13 protein-coding genes are annotated in these 16156 nt (G+C 60.4%); 6 read left to right on the top strand and 7 right to left on the bottom strand.

Features of this window, described 5'->3' with window-relative positions; translation table 11 throughout:
• The first annotated feature begins 277 nt into the window (after nt 1-277).
• Nucleotides 278-1660, top strand: coding sequence for an OprD family porin (locus BLU37_RS14680; RefSeq protein ID WP_090205960.1), 1383 nt, complete (start codon nt 278-280; stop codon nt 1658-1660).
• Nucleotides 1661-1926: 266 nt separating this feature from the next.
• Here the strand turns inward: BLU37_RS14680 and BLU37_RS14675 are convergent, their stop codons facing one another.
• On the bottom strand, nt 1927-2769 hold the full coding sequence (locus BLU37_RS14675) for a mechanosensitive ion channel family protein (RefSeq protein WP_090205957.1): 843 nt from the start codon (nt 2767-2769) through the stop codon (nt 1927-1929).
• A gap of 122 nt (nt 2770-2891) precedes the next feature.
• Complete coding sequence (locus tag BLU37_RS14670; protein WP_010444265.1) at nt 2892-3371, bottom strand: YajQ family cyclic di-GMP-binding protein; 480 nt, start codon at nt 3369-3371, stop codon at nt 2892-2894.
• Nucleotides 3372-3489: 118 nt separating this feature from the next.
• On the opposite strand from BLU37_RS14670, the gene BLU37_RS14665 reads away from it, so the two are divergent.
• From BLU37_RS14665 to BLU37_RS14650, 4 genes are all read left to right on the top strand, one after another.
• The gene (locus BLU37_RS14665) at nt 3490-4443 is read left to right on the top strand and encodes a GGDEF domain-containing protein (RefSeq protein WP_019362048.1); all 954 of its coding nucleotides are present in this window, start codon (nt 3490-3492) and stop codon (nt 4441-4443) included.
• Nucleotides 4443-5360, top strand: coding sequence for a putative 2-dehydropantoate 2-reductase (locus BLU37_RS14660; RefSeq protein ID WP_090205953.1), 918 nt, complete (start codon nt 4443-4445; stop codon nt 5358-5360). The genes BLU37_RS14665 and BLU37_RS14660 overlap by 1 nt, the downstream gene beginning before the upstream one ends.
• A gap of 198 nt (nt 5361-5558) precedes the next feature.
• Complete coding sequence (locus tag BLU37_RS14655; RefSeq protein WP_090205950.1) at nt 5559-7595, top strand: sensor histidine kinase; 2037 nt, start codon at nt 5559-5561, stop codon at nt 7593-7595.
• Between the two features lie 2 nt (nt 7596-7597).
• Nucleotides 7598-8182, top strand: coding sequence for a cob(I)yrinic acid a,c-diamide adenosyltransferase (locus tag BLU37_RS14650; RefSeq protein ID WP_010444269.1), 585 nt, complete (start codon nt 7598-7600; stop codon nt 8180-8182).
• 132 nt (nt 8183-8314) lie between these two features.
• Here BLU37_RS14650 and BLU37_RS14645 read toward each other — a convergent pair whose 3' ends face one another.
• The 3 genes from BLU37_RS14645 to secA all read right to left on the bottom strand — a co-directional run bounded on the left by BLU37_RS14645 (nt 8315) and on the right by secA (nt 13418).
• Complete coding sequence (locus BLU37_RS14645) at nt 8315-9256, bottom strand: Nudix family hydrolase (RefSeq protein ID WP_090205947.1); 942 nt, start codon at nt 9254-9256, stop codon at nt 8315-8317.
• Between the two features lie 82 nt (nt 9257-9338).
• Nucleotides 9339-10556, bottom strand: a complete 1218-nt coding sequence (gene argJ, locus BLU37_RS14640) for a bifunctional glutamate N-acetyltransferase/amino-acid acetyltransferase ArgJ (protein WP_090205945.1) — start codon at nt 10554-10556, stop codon at nt 9339-9341.
• A 120-nt stretch (nt 10557-10676) separates the two neighbouring features.
• Nucleotides 10677-13418 (bottom strand): preprotein translocase subunit SecA, encoded by a 2742-nt coding sequence (gene secA, locus BLU37_RS14635; protein ID WP_090205941.1) that lies wholly within the window; start codon nt 13416-13418, stop codon nt 10677-10679.
• 308 nt (nt 13419-13726) lie between these two features.
• Between secA and BLU37_RS14630 the strand changes: the two genes are divergently transcribed.
• Entirely contained in the window at nt 13727-14182 is a 456-nt protein-coding gene (locus BLU37_RS14630; RefSeq protein ID WP_010449344.1) for a DUF721 domain-containing protein, read from the top strand.
• Nucleotides 14183-14186: 4 nt separating this feature from the next.
• Here BLU37_RS14630 and BLU37_RS14625 read toward each other — a convergent pair whose 3' ends face one another.
• Both BLU37_RS14625 and BLU37_RS29230 read right to left on the bottom strand, forming a co-directional pair.
• Complete coding sequence (locus BLU37_RS14625) at nt 14187-15674, bottom strand: helicase HerA-like domain-containing protein (RefSeq protein ID WP_090205938.1); 1488 nt, start codon at nt 15672-15674, stop codon at nt 14187-14189.
• A 288-nt stretch (nt 15675-15962) separates the two neighbouring features.
• Nucleotides 15963-16139 carry a hypothetical protein gene (locus BLU37_RS29230; protein WP_010449341.1) on the bottom strand — a complete coding sequence of 59 codons (177 nt, stop codon included), beginning with the start codon at nt 16137-16139 and terminating at the stop codon, nt 15963-15965.
• Nucleotides 16140-16156: the final 17 nt, after the last annotated feature.

The following is a 16156-nucleotide window of genomic DNA, read 5'->3' as shown; positions in this document are numbered from 1 at the left end:
GCAGGTCGGTGCTTGAATATGGGGTTTTCTTATCTATGCTCAGGCGTTTCACCCCGATGCCGAAGTTGTACAGCCAATAAAAAAAGCTGTGTATTTGCGACATGGAGCGAGCTTTTTGCGACACGCTCGTAAAGAAGCCGCAAGGATAGGTGAGCAAGTATCGCCAAGTTTGTCAGCGTGATATAAGTTTGCGCCGACACAAAAAGAAAGAGCCGCCCAGATAAAAATACAGGTGGGACGGCAGTACTCTTCCTAAAAACCAAAGGAGCAAATCACGATGCGCGTGATGAAGTGGAGCATGATCGCCCTGGCCGTTTCGGCAGCAGGCACTCAATTGGCAATGGCCGAACCTTTCGTTACCGACCAGGCTGATGCCAAGGGTTTCGTTGAAGGCGCTTCGGCAGGTGTGGTTCTGAAGAACTACTACTTCAACCGTGACAAGAAAGGTGCAGGTAACAACGACTCGATCGACTGGACCCAAGGTGTTCTTGGCAAGTTCAGCTCGGGCTACACCCAAGGTCAGGTTGGTGTGAAGGTCGAAGGTTTCGGCGATGCCGGCTTTAAGCTTGACGGTACCGACGACCAGGCAGGCTCTCAGAACCTGAGCCGCAAAGCCAACGGCGACAACAACAACAGTTTTGGTAAAGCAGGCGCTGCAGTTGCTGTCCGCATTTCCAAAACCGAGCTGAAGTTCGGCGACCAGACCCCTAGCACTTCTCCTGTATTTGCAGTGGGCGGTAGCCGCCTGTTCCAACAGACCGCTCGTGGTTTCCAACTGCAAAGCAGCGAAATCAAAGACCTGGATCTTGAAGCAGGTCACTTCTACGCTGGCAGTAGCCAGGACCAAACGGCAATGGATCAGCAACTGCGCGCCGCCTATGCCAGCAAGCTCGGCCTTGGTAAGGCAAACGCAGGTGCAAACCTTGATGTCAAGAGCGCCGACTACCTGGGTGGTAGGTACTCCATCAACCCAGACCTGACAGTTTCGCTCTACGGTGCCAAATTCGAGGATCTGTGGAATCAGTACTACGCCAACGCAAACTACACCCTGGCGATGGCTGACAAGCAATCCCTGAACTTCGATTTCAACATCTACCGCACAACCGATACCGGCTCTGCGCTGGCTGGCGACATCGCCAACACCACCTACTCGTTCGCGACCGCCTACTCCTTCCTGAACGCCCACACCATTACTCTGGCCTACCAGAAAGTGCATGGCGACACGCCGTTCGACTACGTCGGCGTCGGCAATCGCGTCGACCGTGGCGGCGACTCCATCCTGCTCGCCAACTCGATCCAATACTCCGACTTCAACGGTCCTGGCGAGAAATCCTGGCAAGTACGTTACGACCTGAAAATGGCCGAATACGGTATCCCAGGTCTGAGCTTCATGGCTCGTAACATCCATGGCTCGGGCATCGACGGCACCCACGCCGATCCTAATGGCTCCTACGCTGGCATGTACGGCAAAGATGGTCGTCACTTCGAGACCAACCTTGAAGCCAAGTACGTTGTTCAAGCTGGTCCTCTGAAGGACCTGTCCTTCCGTGCTCGTCAAGCATGGCACCGTGCTAACGGTGACGAAGGCGAAGGTAACATCAACGAGTTCCGCCTGATCACCGAGTACCCACTCGACCTGATGGCTATCGCGAAGAAGTAATTAGCGATACTCGTTTGAAGAAAGGCCCATCCTCGGATGGGCCTTTTTTATTGCGTTAAAGCAAAAAAACCATCGCCAGCTACTTAGTAGCCAGCTAACAAAATAGTCCATTGAATCCAAAGGCAATTCCACTATTGTCATGCAACTGATACAAATCAGCGCCAACTACTACCGCTCCTGACATGATTAAAATACTGACAATAAAAAAGGGACCCTCTCAGGCCCCTCTTATTGATATCTGACTGTTTGGACAGATATCGATCGACTTACTTCGTCGGTGTCTCCTGCATTACCCGGATCACCCGCTGTGGAAACGGAATATCGATTCCAGCCTCCTTGAGACGATCCCGGGCATGCTCATTGAACTTGAACATCAGGTCCCAGTAATCGGCAGTCTTCACCCACACCCGCAGGGAAACCGTGATCGAACTGTCGCCCAGTGCCGAAACCACGGCAGCCGGTGCCGGATCGGCGAGCACCCGCTCATCCTTGGCCAGCTCCAGCAGCACCTCGCGAGCCTTCTGCAGATCAGCCTCGTAGTCCACCCCTACATCGAACACCAATTTACGCGTTGCCTGGCGGTTGATGTTGGTGATGATCCCGTTCGACAGGTTGCCGTTGGGCATGATCACCGTCTGGTTGTCGCCGGTCCGCAGGATGGTGTGAAAGATCTGGATGCTGTCGACCGTACCGGTAACGCCTTGTGCGGTGATCGTGTCACCGATGCGGAACGGCCGGAACATCAGGATCAACACGCCACCGGCGAAGTTCGCCAGGCTGCCCTGCAACGCCAGGCCGATGGCCAGACCCGCGGCACCGATGGCGGCGACGAAAGACGTGGTCGCCACACCGATCATCGACGCGACGCTGATGCTCAGCATCACCTTGAGGGCAATGTTCAAAAGGCTGCTGATAAAACCCTGCAACGCCAGATCCGCATTGCGCAAGGCCAGCAACTTGCCCAGCTTACCGGTCAGCTTGTTGATCAGCCACCAGCCGACGGCCAGGGTGACGACCGCCAGCAGTACCCGGCTGCCGTATTCCATGATCATCGGAATCCAGGCCTGGGAGGCCTTGATGAGATGATCCATTTCTGCGTTCAGGTCCATTGTTCTCTCCTGTTATCGTGCGATTGCCCGGCGAAACGATCATTGCCCGTGAGTTCAATCGTTTCTGCCGCGCCTGGGCCCTCCGACGCCGATAACTTCCAGAGGTTCCCTGGCGGACCGGATCAGTCGCGGAAGTTGTTGAATTGCAGCGGCATGTCGAACTCCTTGGCCCGCAGGTTGGCAATTGCCTCCTGCAGATCGTCACGCTTCTTGCCCGTGACACGGACCTGCTCACCCTGGATGGCCGCCTGCACTTTCAGTTTGGCCTCCTTGATATGCGCAACGATCTTCTTCGCCATTTCCTTGTCGATCCCTTCCTTGAAGGTCGCTTCCTGCTTCATCAGCTTGCCGGAAGCATAGGCATCCTTGACCTCAAGGCATTTCGCGTCGATCTTGCGCTTGACCAGGGCCATACGCAGGATCTCCAGCATCGCTTCCAGCTGGAACTCGGCCTCGGCGGTCATGTTGACGGTCAGGTCCTTGAACTCGAAGGAACCCTTGCCCTTCAGGTCATAACGACGGTCCAGCTCCTTGACGGCGTTCTCGACGGCGTTGGTGACTTCATGTTTGTCCAGCTCGGATACCACGTCGAACGACGGCATGTGATTTCTCCAAATTTAATCTTGGCGCCCCCGATACCGATGGAGCGCGCCTGGTTTGACGGTTAAAATCCGCCAGCATTATAACGGTTCTTACCACTCATTCACTGACGAGCCCCCCATGCCTAACCCGGATCTGAGCATTTTGCTGGTGAGTGATGGCCATCTGGTGAGCAGCGCCTTTGGCAGCAGCCTCCAGCGCGCGGGATATCAGGACATACGCCAGGCCAACGATGCCGTCCTGGCACTCGAGCAAATCGACCAGCGGGCCGCCAGTGTGGTGGTTTGCGCAGGAGAGGCCGGACTGAAGCTGGCGGAAAAGGTCAGACAACGCGACGAGATGAACGATCACTACACCTATATGTTGCTGATCAGTGCGGAACCGCCGCTTAGCCTGCTCGACGATGCTTCGCACAATGATATCGACGACCTGATCGCTCCCGAAGATCTCGAACGCCTGCTGTTGACCCGGGTGCTGGCCGCCGACCGTCAATCCCGCACGCAGCAGCGGATGCGCCAGGAAAACCGCCTGCTGCGCCAGAACATCGCCAGCCTCGAACAGCGCAACCTCGTCGACTCCTTGACCGGCCTGGGCAACTCCCGCTACCTGCGCCAGAAACTGACCGACAGCCTGCGCCAGGTCCAGGCACGTGGTGGCGCCATCTGCTACCTGTTGATCGGGGTACAACAGGCAAACGAGTTGCAGCGCGAATACGGCAACGACTTCTACGACGAACTGCTGCAAGGCGTCGCCCGTCGCCTGCAGCAACTGGTACGGCCACTGGATGTGTTGGCACGCCTGGACGACCAGCATTTCGTGCTGATGACCATGCCCCCCGACCTGCGGGATTGCGCCCCCAGCAGCTTCAAGCGCCTGTATGAAGGCTTGAACCTAAAACCCTTCATGACCAATGCCGGGCCCATCGAACTGAAGGCCGGCATCAGCCTGGTGGGACTGGACAGTAAATGCCTGCCACTGGACCAGCAGACCCTGTTCGATGAAGCCGCTCAACTGCTGGCCCAGTCCTACTCCGATGGCGTAGTCAGCGCCAAGCGCCTGCCGGCCCGTAGCTGATGAGCAGCACCTGGCATGTCCTCGGCGCCGGTAGCCTGGGTAGCCTGTGGGCTACGCGCCTGGCACGGGCCGGGCTACCCGTCAGGTTGATCCTGCGGGACTCGGCCCGGCTGGCAGCCTACGAAGCCGGCGGTGGGCTGACCCTGGTCGAGCAGGATCAGGAACAGCGCTTCGCCATCCCCGCGCAGACCTTCGATGCCCACGAGCCCATCAACCGCCTGCTGGTCGCTTGCAAGGCCTATGATGCGCAGGCCGCTGTAGCCCGACTGCTGCCACGGCTGAGCGATGACGCGCAACTGATCCTGCTGCAGAACGGTCTGGGCAGCCAGGACGCCGTCGCGGCATTGGCTCCTGGAAAGCGCTGCATCTTCGCCTCCAGTACCGAAGGTGCGTTTCGCCAGGACGACTGGCGCGTGGTGTTCGCCGGGCACGGATTTACCTGGCTGGGTGATATCGTTCGTCCCCAGCCACCCGCCTGGCTGGAAGATCTGACCCGCGCGGGCATTCCCCACGAATGGAACACCCAGATCCTGACACGCTTGTGGCGCAAACTGGCGTTGAACTGTGCCATCAATCCACTCACGGTCCTGTATGGCTGCCGTAACGGTGGCTTGACCGAGCACCACAGCGAAGTCGCCACCCTGTGCGCCGAATTGACGCAGCTGCTGGAATGCTGTGGCCAGCCCGCGGCCGCCGAGGATCTGCACAGCGAAGTGCAACGGGTGATACAGGCCACGGCTGCGAACTACTCCTCCATGTATCAGGACGTCGCCCAAGGCCGGCGTACCGAAATCAGCTACCTGTTGGGCTACGCCTGCGCAGCGGCGACCCGTCATCAGTTGAACCTGCCGCATCTCGAGCAATTGCGCGAACGACTGGTCACGCACCTCGCGACCCTCGGTTTGCCAAGCGACTGATTAGATCGAGACTGATAGATCGATGATCTCCCTGGCTGCACCTGCCGGTGCGGTCTGTCGAACGCAACTCACCTTACCCGCTCAACTGGCACTCCTTGGCAAAAGCCCGCGGTATAAATCGACGGTTTGATACACTCAGTCACGACGGTGGCCGATCGCGATCCGCCGCTCTTCCTACCCAGCCAGACAGGACCCGTGATGCCCCTGCGCCAGCGCCTAGAAAATCTCCCGGTCGGTCAGAAACTCCTCGCAGCGCTGCTGGTCCTGCTGGTTACCGTGATGCTGGTAGCCAACCTGACCTTTATCAGTGCGGCCTACTGGATCTCCCAGGAAAGCATGGCACCGCAGGCCCTGCAGACCATCGGTCGCCTGGTGTCGAATCCAAACCTGGCCAGCCAGGCCCTGGAATCACCGGAAAACGCCGAAAACCTGCTCAAGGAACTCAACACCTATTCGCCCCTGCGGGCCGCTGCCATCTATGACGGTAGAGGCGAACGGCTGGCCCAGCTGCAGCACAGCGACCGCCTGAAACTGCCGGAACGCTACCGGCACATCGAGGCCTGGCGGCTGACCGAATTTCGCAGCAACCAGGTCATCGACATGCCGCATCCCGGACAAGCGCCCGGGCACTTGCTGCTGGTAGCCAGCAGTGAACTGCCGGTGGCGTTCTACACCGGAACCTTTACCGCCAGCCTGGGCATCCTGATCTTCAGCATCCTGCTGTGGCTGATCATCGCCCGGCAGATCAAGCGACTGATCACCCGGCCCATCCATGAGCTCGAGGAGCTGTCGCGCCAGGTCACCCGCGAGGAAAACTATTCGCTGCGCGCTTCCCGAGGCAATCACGACGAGATCGGTAGCCTGGCTGAAGCCTTCAACACCATGCTCTCGCGCATCGAAGCCCGCGAACAACAGCTCAAGCGCGCGCGCGACGAATCTCAGGCGGCTTATGACCAGGCCCAGGGGCTGGCCGAGGAGACCCGGCATACCAACCGCAAGCTCGAACTGGAAGTTCAGGTGCGCAGCAAGATCGAGAAAAAACTCACCGGTTTCCAGAACTACCTCAACAGCATCATCGACTCCATGCCGTCGGCGCTGATCGCCCTCGACGAGCAGTTGTACGTTACCCAGTGGAACCAGGAGGCCAGCGCTCTTTCCGGGACCCGCCTGGACGAGGCACTGAACCAACCGATATTCCTCGCCTTCGAACCGCTCAAACCCTTCCTGCCGCAGCTCAAGGACACTGTCGAACAACACAGTGTGGCGAAGATCGAGCGCGTCACCTGGGTCAAGGACGATGAAGCCCGTCACTACGCGCTGACTTTCTACCCGCTGATGGGCGGCGCCGGGCGCGGCGTGGTGATCCGGATCGACGACATCACCCAACGCCTGTCCCTGGAAGAGATGATGGTGCAGTCGGAAAAGATGCTCTCGGTGGGTGGGCTGGCCGCCGGCATGGCCCACGAAATCAACAACCCGCTGGGCGCGATCCTGCACAACGTACAGAACATCCGCCGCCGGTTGTCCTCGGAGTTGCCAAAGAACCTCGAATACGCCGAACAGGCCGGCATCGACCTCAACACCGTCAACCAGTACCTCAAGAGCCGCGAAGTACCGCAGTTGCTCGATGGCATCCAGCAGGCCGGCGCCCGGGCAGCGAAGATCGTCACCCACATGCTCAGTTTCAGCCGGCGCAGCAAACGGGAAATGGCCCCCTGCGACCTGCCGGCCCTGATCGACCAGGCCGTGGAGATCGCCGGCAACGACTTCGACCTGGCCATCGGCTTCGACTTCAAGGGCCAGGCCATCATTCGCCAGTTCGATCCGTTGCTCGGTCCGGTTCCCGGCACCGCCAACGAGCTGGAGCAGGTCTTGCTGAACCTGCTGAAGAACGCCGCCCAGGCCATCCACCAGCGTAACGACGACCGTGAACCCGGGCGCATCACCTTGCGTACCCGGCTGAACCCGCCATGGGCGGAAATCCAGGTCGAGGACAATGGCATCGGCATGTCCGAAAGTATCCGCAAGCGCACCTTCGAACCGTTCTTCACCACCAAGGAGATTGGCCAGGGCACAGGACTGGGGCTGTCGGTGTCCTATTTCATCATCACCAACAACCACAAGGGCCAGATGGAAGTGCAGTCGACTCTCGGCCAGGGTACTTGCTTTACCCTGCGCCTGCCGTTGGCCAGCAACCAGGCCCAGCTTCCCGAACTCAATAAAATGGAGCCGTAACCATGGGTTTTCGCCTGTCGAAGATTTACACAAGGACCGGTGACACCGGTGAAACCGGGCTGGGCGACGGTCGTCGCGTGCCCAAGGACCACCCACGGATCGAAGCCATCGGCGAGGTCGACAGCCTCAACAGCCAGTTGGGCCTGCTCCTGGCGGGACTCGCGGAACTGGTGGTGATCCATCCGGAACTGGAAGAAGTGATCGAGGTGCTTTCACCTTGCCAACACCGCTTGTTCGACCTCGGTGGCGAGTTGGCCATGCCGGAGTACCAGGCGCTGGATAAAAGCGAAATCGAACGATTGGAAACGGCTATCGACCGCTGGAACGAAGAACTCGGCCCCTTGGAAAATTTCATCCTGCCGGGTGGTTCGATGCTGATAGCCCAGGCCCATATCTGCCGCAGCACGGCACGCAGCGCCGAACGCCGCTGCCAGCAACTCAATGCCGTGGAACCGTTGGGTAGCGTGGGACTGGCCTATATCAATCGACTGTCGGATCTGTTTTTCGTGACGGCCAGGCTGATTGCACGGCGCGAGAAGATTGCCGAGATATTGTGGGAAGCGGCCAAAAAGCCGGTCTCCCACTGACCTCCGTCTGCCTGCTTCTCCTGTAGGAGCCGGGCTTGCCCGCGAAGCTTTATAGTGGCCACACTGCCGCCCTCGCAGGCAAGCCTTGCTCCTACAGGGGCTTGTGCCCACACTACCTCGCTGTGGAAGCCATCAGCTCGGCCAGAACGCCCGAATACCGGCCACACCTTGCGCCCCGGTTTCCCAGGCACGCGACAACTCGGCAGGCCCTACCCCGCCCAACAGGTACACCGGCTTGTTGAAACCGGTCATCAACTGCTCGGCCTGTTCCCAGCCCAGGGGCTGCGCATCCGGGTGAGTCTGGGTCGGTTGCACCGGCGACAGGGTGACAAAATCCACCCCCATCTGCTCAGCCAGCGCCAGTTCCTCGGCATCATGGCAGGACGCAGCCAACCAACGCTCCCTAGGGAGCGGACGACCGGCGCTGGCGTATTTGCGCAGTTGCGCCGCAGTGATATGCCAACCGGCCGAAGGGAAATCCCCCAGCCATTCGAACGGCCCCTTGAGCATCAGTTGCGCCTTGCCGGCACACAACCCGACCGCATCGACCGCCAGGTCGCGGTACTTCGGATCGAAACCATTCGGTGCCCGCAGCTGGACCAGCTTGATACCGCCAGCAATCGCCTTCTGGATACCTTGCAACAACTGCGCAGTTTCCAGTCCCTCCGGGGTGATCAGGTATTCGCCCGGCAAGCGGGCAGCAGCGATGATCGGCTGATTGGCCGCAGGGAATTCATAGTTCACCAACTCCCGCGCCGTGACCCACGCCAGCGGCTGGCCTTCAGCACCATGAGGCTCGCCGGTAAACGCAGAAACCTCCCAGACATCCAGCAACACCTGCTTGTCCGAGTAGTCATGCCGCACCTTGATCAACGGGCGAGCCTGAGTAACCACGATGCCCAACTCTTCCTGCAGCTCGCGAGCCAGTGCCACCGGGACGGCTTCACCCTCCTCGACCTTGCCGCCGGGGAATTCCCAGAGGCCGCCCTGGTGCTGGGAGTCGGCACGCCGGGCAATCAGAATCCGCCCGTCGCTGCCTCGAATAACGGCCGCAGCTACATGTACGCGTTTCACGCTGAAAGCTCCTTTAAATCTGCCGTTGGTCACGGACACCCAGCCTGGACTCGGTGTCCGTGACAACCCCGGCTGAGGGTACTTACGTACGGTATTCCGCGTTGATCTTCACGTATTCGTGGGACAGATCGGTGGTCCAGATGGTTTCGCTGCAATCGCCGCGACCCAGCTCGATACGGATAGTGATTTCTTCGCGGGACATCACCGCCGATCCCTGCTCTTCGGTGTAGGTCGAAGCACGGGCGCCACGGCTGGCAATGCACACCTCGCCGAGGAACACATCGATCTTGCTCACGTCCAGGTTCGGCACGCCAGCACGCCCCACCGCCGCGAGGATACGTCCCCAGTTCGGGTCGGAAGCGAACAGCGCCGTCTTGATCAGCGGCGAGTGCGCGACGGTGTAACCCACGTCCAGGCATTCCTGGTGCGTACCGCCACCATTGACTTCGACGGTGACAAATTTGGTCGCGCCTTCGCCATCACGGACGATGGCCTGGGCCACTTCCATGCAGACCTCGAACACCGCCTGTTTCAACGCGTTGAACAGCGGGCCGCTGGCTTCGCTGATTTCCGGCAGATTGGCCTGGCCGGTAGCGATCAGCATGCAGCAGTCGTTGGTCGAGGTGTCGCCGTCGATGGTGATACGGTTGAACGACTTGTTGGCGCCGTCGAGCATCAGGTTCTGCAGCACTTCGCGAGAAACCTTGGCATCGGTGGCGATGTAGCCAAGCATGGTCGCCATGTTCGGCCGGATCATCCCGGCGCCCTTGCTGATGCCGGTCACGGTGACGGTCACGCCATCATGCTGGAACTGACGGCTGGCGCCCTTGGGCAGGGTGTCGGTGGTCATGATGCCGGTGGCGGCGGCTGCCCAGTTATCCACAGACAGATCGTCCAGTGCCGCCTGCAAGGCGCCTTCGATCTTCTCGACCGGCAGCGGCTCGCCGATCACGCCAGTGGAATATGGCAACACGACATCCGCCTCGACGCCCGCCAGCTCAGCCAGCTTGGCACAGGTGCGTGCAGCGGCGACCAGGCCAGGCTCGCCGGTGCCGGCGTTGGCGTTGCCGGTGTTGGTCAGCAGGTAACGCACCGGTCCTTGCACACGTTGCTTGGCGAGGATAACCGGCGCCGCACAGAAGGCATTCAGGGTGAACACGCCGGCCACCGTGGAGCCTTCGGCGCAACGCATCACGACCACATCCTTGCGCCCGGGGCGCTTGATTCCGGCCGAGGCAATACCGAGTTCAAAACCGGCAACCGGGTGCAACGTTGGCAAAGGACCAAGACCAACAGCCATGAATGCGCTCCTCTCAAAGGGATATCCACTGTCGCCACAACGGACAGTGTTTCAAATGGAAAAACGCCGCGACGGCTGATGCCGGTCGCGGCGCAGGTGTTTCAGTGTCCGGCAGAAACCTTAGCTGATCTGCCCGTGACAGTGCTTGTACTTCTTGCCCGAACCGCAGTAGCACAGTTCGTTGCGACCCAGTTTCTGTTCATTGCGAACCGGAACGCCGGCCAGAGCGACATCGACCTCTTCACCCTGCGGCTCGCTGTCCGACGCTTCCAGACCAGGGGCCTCGGCGTGCTCGAAGTGCATGCGCTGAGCCAGGGCCTCGGCCTCTTGACGCAGACGGGCTTCCTCTTCTACCGGGTCTTCGCGGCGAACCTGAACATGAGACAGCACGCGGATCGAGTCGCGCTTGATCGAATCCAGCAGTTCGGAGAACAGCGTGAACGACTCGCGCTTGTACTCCTGTTTCGGGTTCTTCTGTGCATAACCACGCAGGTGGATACCGTGGCGCAGGTGGTCCATGGTCGACAGGTGGTCTTTCCACAGGTCATCCAGGACACGCAGCACGATCTGCTTCTCGAAGGTGCGCAGGGCTTCGGCACTGGCCTGCTCTTCCTTCTCGTTGTAGGCCGCCAGCAGCTCGTTGAGCAGCTTCTCGCGCAGGGTTTCCTCGTACAGGTGATCGTCTTCGTCGAGCCACTGCTGAATCGGCAGTTTCACACCGAAATCGTTCTCGATGGCCGATTCCAGGCCCGCCACATCCCACTGCTCCGGCAGCGACTGTGGAGGAATATGGGCACTGACCGTGGCGTTGAGCACGTCCTGGCGGAAGTCGGCGATGGTCTCGCCAATATTGTCGGCAGCCAACAACGTGTTACGCATGTGATAGATCACTTTACGCTGTTCGTTGTTGACGTCGTCGAACTCGAGCAGTTGCTTGCGGATATCGAAGTTGCGACCTTCGACCTTGCGCTGGGCCTTTTCGATGGCGTTGGTCACCATGCGGTGCTCGATCGCCTCGCCCGGCTGCATACCCAGGGCCTTCATGAAGTTCTTCACCCGATCGGAGGCGAAGATACGCATCAGGCTGTCTTCCAGCGACAGGTAGAAGCGGCTGGAACCGGCGTCACCCTGGCGACCGGCACGACCGCGCAGTTGGTTGTCGATACGGCGCGATTCGTGACGCTCGGAAGCGATCACCTGCAGGCCACCCGATTCGAGCACTTGCTGGTGACGCTTCTGCCAGTCGGCCTTGATCTGGGCGATCTGCTCCGGTGTCGGATTTTCCAGAGAGGCGACTTCAACTTCCCAGTTACCCCCCAACAGGATGTCGGTACCGCGACCAGCCATGTTGGTGGCGATGGTCAGCGCACCCGGACGACCGGCCTGGGCGATGATTTCCGCTTCCTTCTCGTGGAACTTGGCGTTCAGGACCTTGTGCTCGATGCCCTTCTGCTTAAGCAGGTTGGACATGTGCTCGGAGGTCTCGATGGTCGCGGTACCCACCAGCACCGGACGGCCCTGCTTGAGCGACTCCTCGATGTCGGCAATGATCGCCGCGTACTTCTCCTCGGCGGTCAGGAACACCAGGTCGTTGTAGTCCTTGCGCGCCAGTGGCTTGTTCGGCGGGATCACCATCACCGACAGACCGTAGATCTGATGGAACTCGAACGCTTCGGTATCGGCCGTACCGGTCATGCCGGACAGCTTATCGTAGAGGCGGAAGTAGTTCTGGAAGGTGGTCGAAGCCAGTGTCTGGCTTTCGGCCTGGATATTGAGGTTTTCCTTGGCTTCGATGGCCTGGTGCAGGCCCTCGGACAGGCGACGACCCGGCATGGTACGGCCGGTATGTTCGTCGACCAGAACCACCTGGCCGTCCTGCACGATGTATTCGACGTTGCGGTTGAACAGTTTGTGCGCACGCAGACCAGCGTAAACGTGGGTCAGCAGGCCCAGGTTGTGCGCCGAATAGAGGCTCTCGCCCTCGGCCAGCAGGCCGACCTGGGTGAGCATTTCCTCGATGTACTGGTGACCGGCTTCGTTCAGTTCGACCTGACGGGTCTTCTCGTCGACGGTGAAATGACCTTCTTTGGTCACCACGCCCTCGACTTCCTCGACGTGCTGGGTCAGGCGCGGGATCAGCTTGTTGATCTCGGTGTACAGGCGCGAGCTGTCCTCGGCCTGGCCGGAGATGATCAGCGGCGTACGGGCTTCGTCGATCAGGATGGAGTCGACTTCGTCGATCACTGCGAAGTTCAGCTCACGCTGGAACTTCTCTTCCACGCTGAACGCCATGTTGTCGCGCAGGTAGTCGAAACCGAATTCGTTGTTGGTGCCGTAGGTGATATCGGCAGCGTAGGCGGCACGCTTCTCTTCCGGCGGCTGGAACGGCGTGACCACGCCGACCGTCAGGCCGAGGAACTCATACAGCGGACGCATCCAGTTGGCGTCGCGACGGGCGAGGTAGTCGTTCACCGTCACCACGTGCACGCCCTTGCCGGACAGGGCATTGAGGTAGACGCCCAGGGTTGCCACCAGGGTCTTGCCTTCACCGGTACGCATTTCGGCAATCTGGCCTTCGTGCAAGGTCATGCCGCCAATCAACTGCACGTCGAAGTGGCGCATGCCCATGACACGCTTGCCGGCCTCACGGGCCACGGCGAAAGCCTCAGGCAGAAGCTTGTCGAGGGTTTCACCTTTGGCTATGCGGGCCTTGAACTCTCCGGTCTTGGCGCGCAACTGCTCATCCGAAAGGGCCACCATTTGCTCTTCGAAGGCATTGACGATCTGTACCGTCTTGAGCATGCGTTTGACTTCACGCTCGTTCTTGCTTCCAAAAAGTTTCTTTAACAAAGGCGCAAACATATCGGCAGGTTCTTCCACACATAGGGATGGAGGGCGGCCCCAAGAGTCGCCCGAGCAGCCCTCATGGCCGCATGCGAACGAGTATTCTACCCGGAAACGGTGGTGAGAAAAGTGGCGTTATTCCACGATGCTGGCACAGCGCTTTTACGGGGCCACTCTAAAATAAGGTCTTTTTCCCGAACTTCAAGCCATCAAGCCCGGAACTAGGGTGCAGACTTTAGGGGCAAAGGCGGCCCGCATCAATGGGGACCGGCTGTGGCGATGGTTTCTGCTACCATGGCAGCTCTGTTACCTAAGGTGTCTGAATCATGGCATTTCGCCCCCTCCCAGCCCGGGCGCCCGCCGTCCTGCTTCGCGAAGCCAAGCCACTGAAGGCGATTTTCAGCCACGCCCAGCGCCTGGCGCACCTGCAGCGCCTGGTCGATAGCCAGTTGCAACCCGCCGCCCGCGAACACTGTCACGTGGCCTCGTGGCGTGAAGGCAGCCTGCTGCTGATCGTCACCGACGGGCACTGGGCGACACGCCTGCGCTATCAGCAAAAACGCCTGCAACGGCAATTGCAGGCATTCGAGGTGTTCAGCGGCCTGACCCGCATTCTGTTCAAGGTGCAGCCGCCGACGGTCAGACAAGGAGCGGTGGGCCACACCATGGACCTGTCCGTGAATGCCGCACAGACCATTCAGGAAACGGCCGAAGGCATCAGCGACCCGAAACTGCGTGCCGCCCTCGAACGCCTCGCCAGCCACGCCCGCCCCAAGACCTGAGACCTCAGCGCCGCTTGCTGCCGCCGAGCAGCGACCCCATCAGGCCGCGCACCAGTTGCCGCCCCAACTGATTGGCGGCCTGACGCACGACGGACTTGAGCGCCTGCCCGGCCGCCGAACCGAGAAACTCCCCGGCCTTGTCCGCCAGGCTCGGCTCTTCGGCTGCCGGCGTGCCGGCAGGAGATTGCGGCTCGTCAACCGGAGCCTTGCGAGCCAGCAGGATCTCATAGGCCGACTCACGGTCGATGGGCTTGTCATAACGCCCCAGTAACGGCGAACCGGCGATCAGCGCGGCGCGCTCGGTCTCGCTCAACGGACCTATCCGTGATTGCGGCGGCGCGATCAGCACCCGCCTGACCATTTCCGGCGTGCCCTTGTCCTGCAAGGTGCCCACCAGCGCCTCACCAATCCCCAGTTGGGTCAGGACCGACAAGGTATCGAACGCCGGATTGGGACGAAATCCTTCGGCGACTGCCCGCAGCGACTTCTGCTCCCGCGCGGTGAACGCGCGCAAACCGTGCTGAATACGCAACCCCAACTGCGCCAGGATGCTGTCCGGCAGATCACCGGGTGACTGAGTGACGAAGTACACCCCGACGCCCTTCGAGCGAATCAACCGGACCACCTGTTCCAGACGCTCCTGCAAGGCTCTCGGGGTGCCGGCGAACAGCAGGTGTGCTTCGTCGAAGAATAGTGCCAGCAACGGTTTGTCGGCGTCGCCACGCTCGGGCAACTGCTCGAACAACTCGGCCAGCAGCCACAGCAGGAACGTCGCATAGACCTTGGGCGCCTCATGCACCAGACGACTGGCATCGAGCAGATGAATCCGCCCACGACCGTCGGCGGCCGGTTGCAGGATATCCTCCAGTTGCAACGCGGGCTCGCCGAACAACGCCTCGGCGCCCTGCTGTTCCAGAGTTGCCAGGCGTCGCAGCAGTGCCTGGCTGGAGCCGGTAGTCATCAGGGCCGCATCCTCACCCAACAGTTGCGGGTGATCCTTCAGATGATTGAGCAGTGCCTTGAGGTCCTTCAGATCCAGCAACAACAACCCTTCGCGATCGGCCACTTTAAAGGCCGCATACAAGGCCGCCTGCTGGCTGTCCGTCAGTTCCAGCAATGCACCGATCAGCAACGGCCCCATTTCGCTCAAGGTCGTGCGCAGCGGATGACCGGACTGCCCGTGGATATCCCACAAGGTAATCGGATAGCCCCTAGACTGATAGTCAAGCCAAGGCATTCCAGCGATCCGTTCGGCAATCTTGCCCTGCGGATTGCCCGCCGCCCCGAGGCCGCAGAGATCGCCCTTGATATCGGCTGCGAACACCGCGACGCCGGCCTCGCTGAACGCCTCCGCGAGCCGCTGCAGGGTAACGGTCTTGCCGGTTCCGGTCGCACCGGCGATAAGCCCGTGACGATTGGCCAGGCGCAAGGCCTGAGCAACGGCCAGACCGTCCGGGCCGGCACCCAGCACAAGTTGTGAAAGATCGTTCATGTCATCTCCCCCGGTTGATTGTCGAGCCTGCCCAACTGAAAGCGAGGGGTGCCGATCCGGGCAGTCATCTACACCGCGACCCGGTCTTCCCCTGGGGAGCAAAGGCATTATCAGCTTAGGCTCAATCTCGCCCGGTGCACGCAACCTTCCATCGCCCGCCGGGGCACTGCAAGCTCAACGGGAACCTGCATCGCACCCGGCTCCCGGACACGACAAAGCGCCACGCCTTGGCCTGGGGTAATTAAAAGAGGCATATCGGGGGAATGTCGGGAGGCCACGCAACCGCGTTCAAGGCTTGGGCTTTTGCGCCTCAGGCTCTTCCTGCAGTTGCTGCCACAGCTCGGCGGCACCGGGAAACTCGGTGCCATCCTCGCTGCTCATGGCGTCGGGGTCATAACGGCTGAGACAGCCTTCGCCTACGGTGGGCGGTGCCTTGGAGGTTGCCTTGTCGAGTGGATCGCTCATCACCAAACCTCCAGGCC

The organism is Pseudomonas asplenii (assembly GCF_900105475.1).
In the GTDB taxonomy this organism is placed as follows: domain Bacteria; phylum Pseudomonadota; class Gammaproteobacteria; order Pseudomonadales; family Pseudomonadaceae; genus Aquipseudomonas; species Aquipseudomonas asplenii.
This window is presented reverse-complemented; position numbering and strand designations above follow the sequence as displayed.

What these genes read in the sequence shown, in the direction of transcription:
- BLU37_RS14680 (WP_090205960.1), top strand. Translation starts at nt 278, where the DNA reads ATGCGCGTGATGAAGTGGAGCATGATCGCCCTGGCCGTTTCGGCAGCA.
- BLU37_RS14675 (WP_090205957.1), bottom strand. Translation starts at nt 2,769, where the DNA reads ATGGACCTGAACGCAGAAATGGATCATCTCATCAAGGCCTCCCAGGCC.
- BLU37_RS14670 (WP_010444265.1), bottom strand. Translation starts at nt 3,371, where the DNA reads ATGCCGTCGTTCGACGTGGTATCCGAGCTGGACAAACATGAAGTCACC.
- BLU37_RS14665 (WP_019362048.1), top strand. Translation starts at nt 3,490, where the DNA reads ATGCCTAACCCGGATCTGAGCATTTTGCTGGTGAGTGATGGCCATCTG.
- BLU37_RS14660 (WP_090205953.1), top strand. Translation starts at nt 4,443, where the DNA reads ATGAGCAGCACCTGGCATGTCCTCGGCGCCGGTAGCCTGGGTAGCCTG.
- BLU37_RS14655 (WP_090205950.1), top strand. Translation starts at nt 5,559, where the DNA reads ATGCCCCTGCGCCAGCGCCTAGAAAATCTCCCGGTCGGTCAGAAACTC.
- BLU37_RS14650 (WP_010444269.1), top strand. Translation starts at nt 7,598, where the DNA reads ATGGGTTTTCGCCTGTCGAAGATTTACACAAGGACCGGTGACACCGGT.
- argJ (WP_090205945.1), bottom strand. Translation starts at nt 10,556, where the DNA reads ATGGCTGTTGGTCTTGGTCCTTTGCCAACGTTGCACCCGGTTGCCGGT.
- secA (WP_090205941.1), bottom strand. Translation starts at nt 13,418, where the DNA reads ATGTTTGCGCCTTTGTTAAAGAAACTTTTTGGAAGCAAGAACGAGCGT.
- BLU37_RS14630 (WP_010449344.1), top strand. Translation starts at nt 13,727, where the DNA reads ATGGCATTTCGCCCCCTCCCAGCCCGGGCGCCCGCCGTCCTGCTTCGC.
- BLU37_RS14625 (WP_090205938.1), bottom strand. Translation starts at nt 15,674, where the DNA reads ATGAACGATCTTTCACAACTTGTGCTGGGTGCCGGCCCGGACGGTCTG.
- BLU37_RS29230 (WP_010449341.1), bottom strand. Translation starts at nt 16,139, where the DNA reads ATGAGCGATCCACTCGACAAGGCAACCTCCAAGGCACCGCCCACCGTA.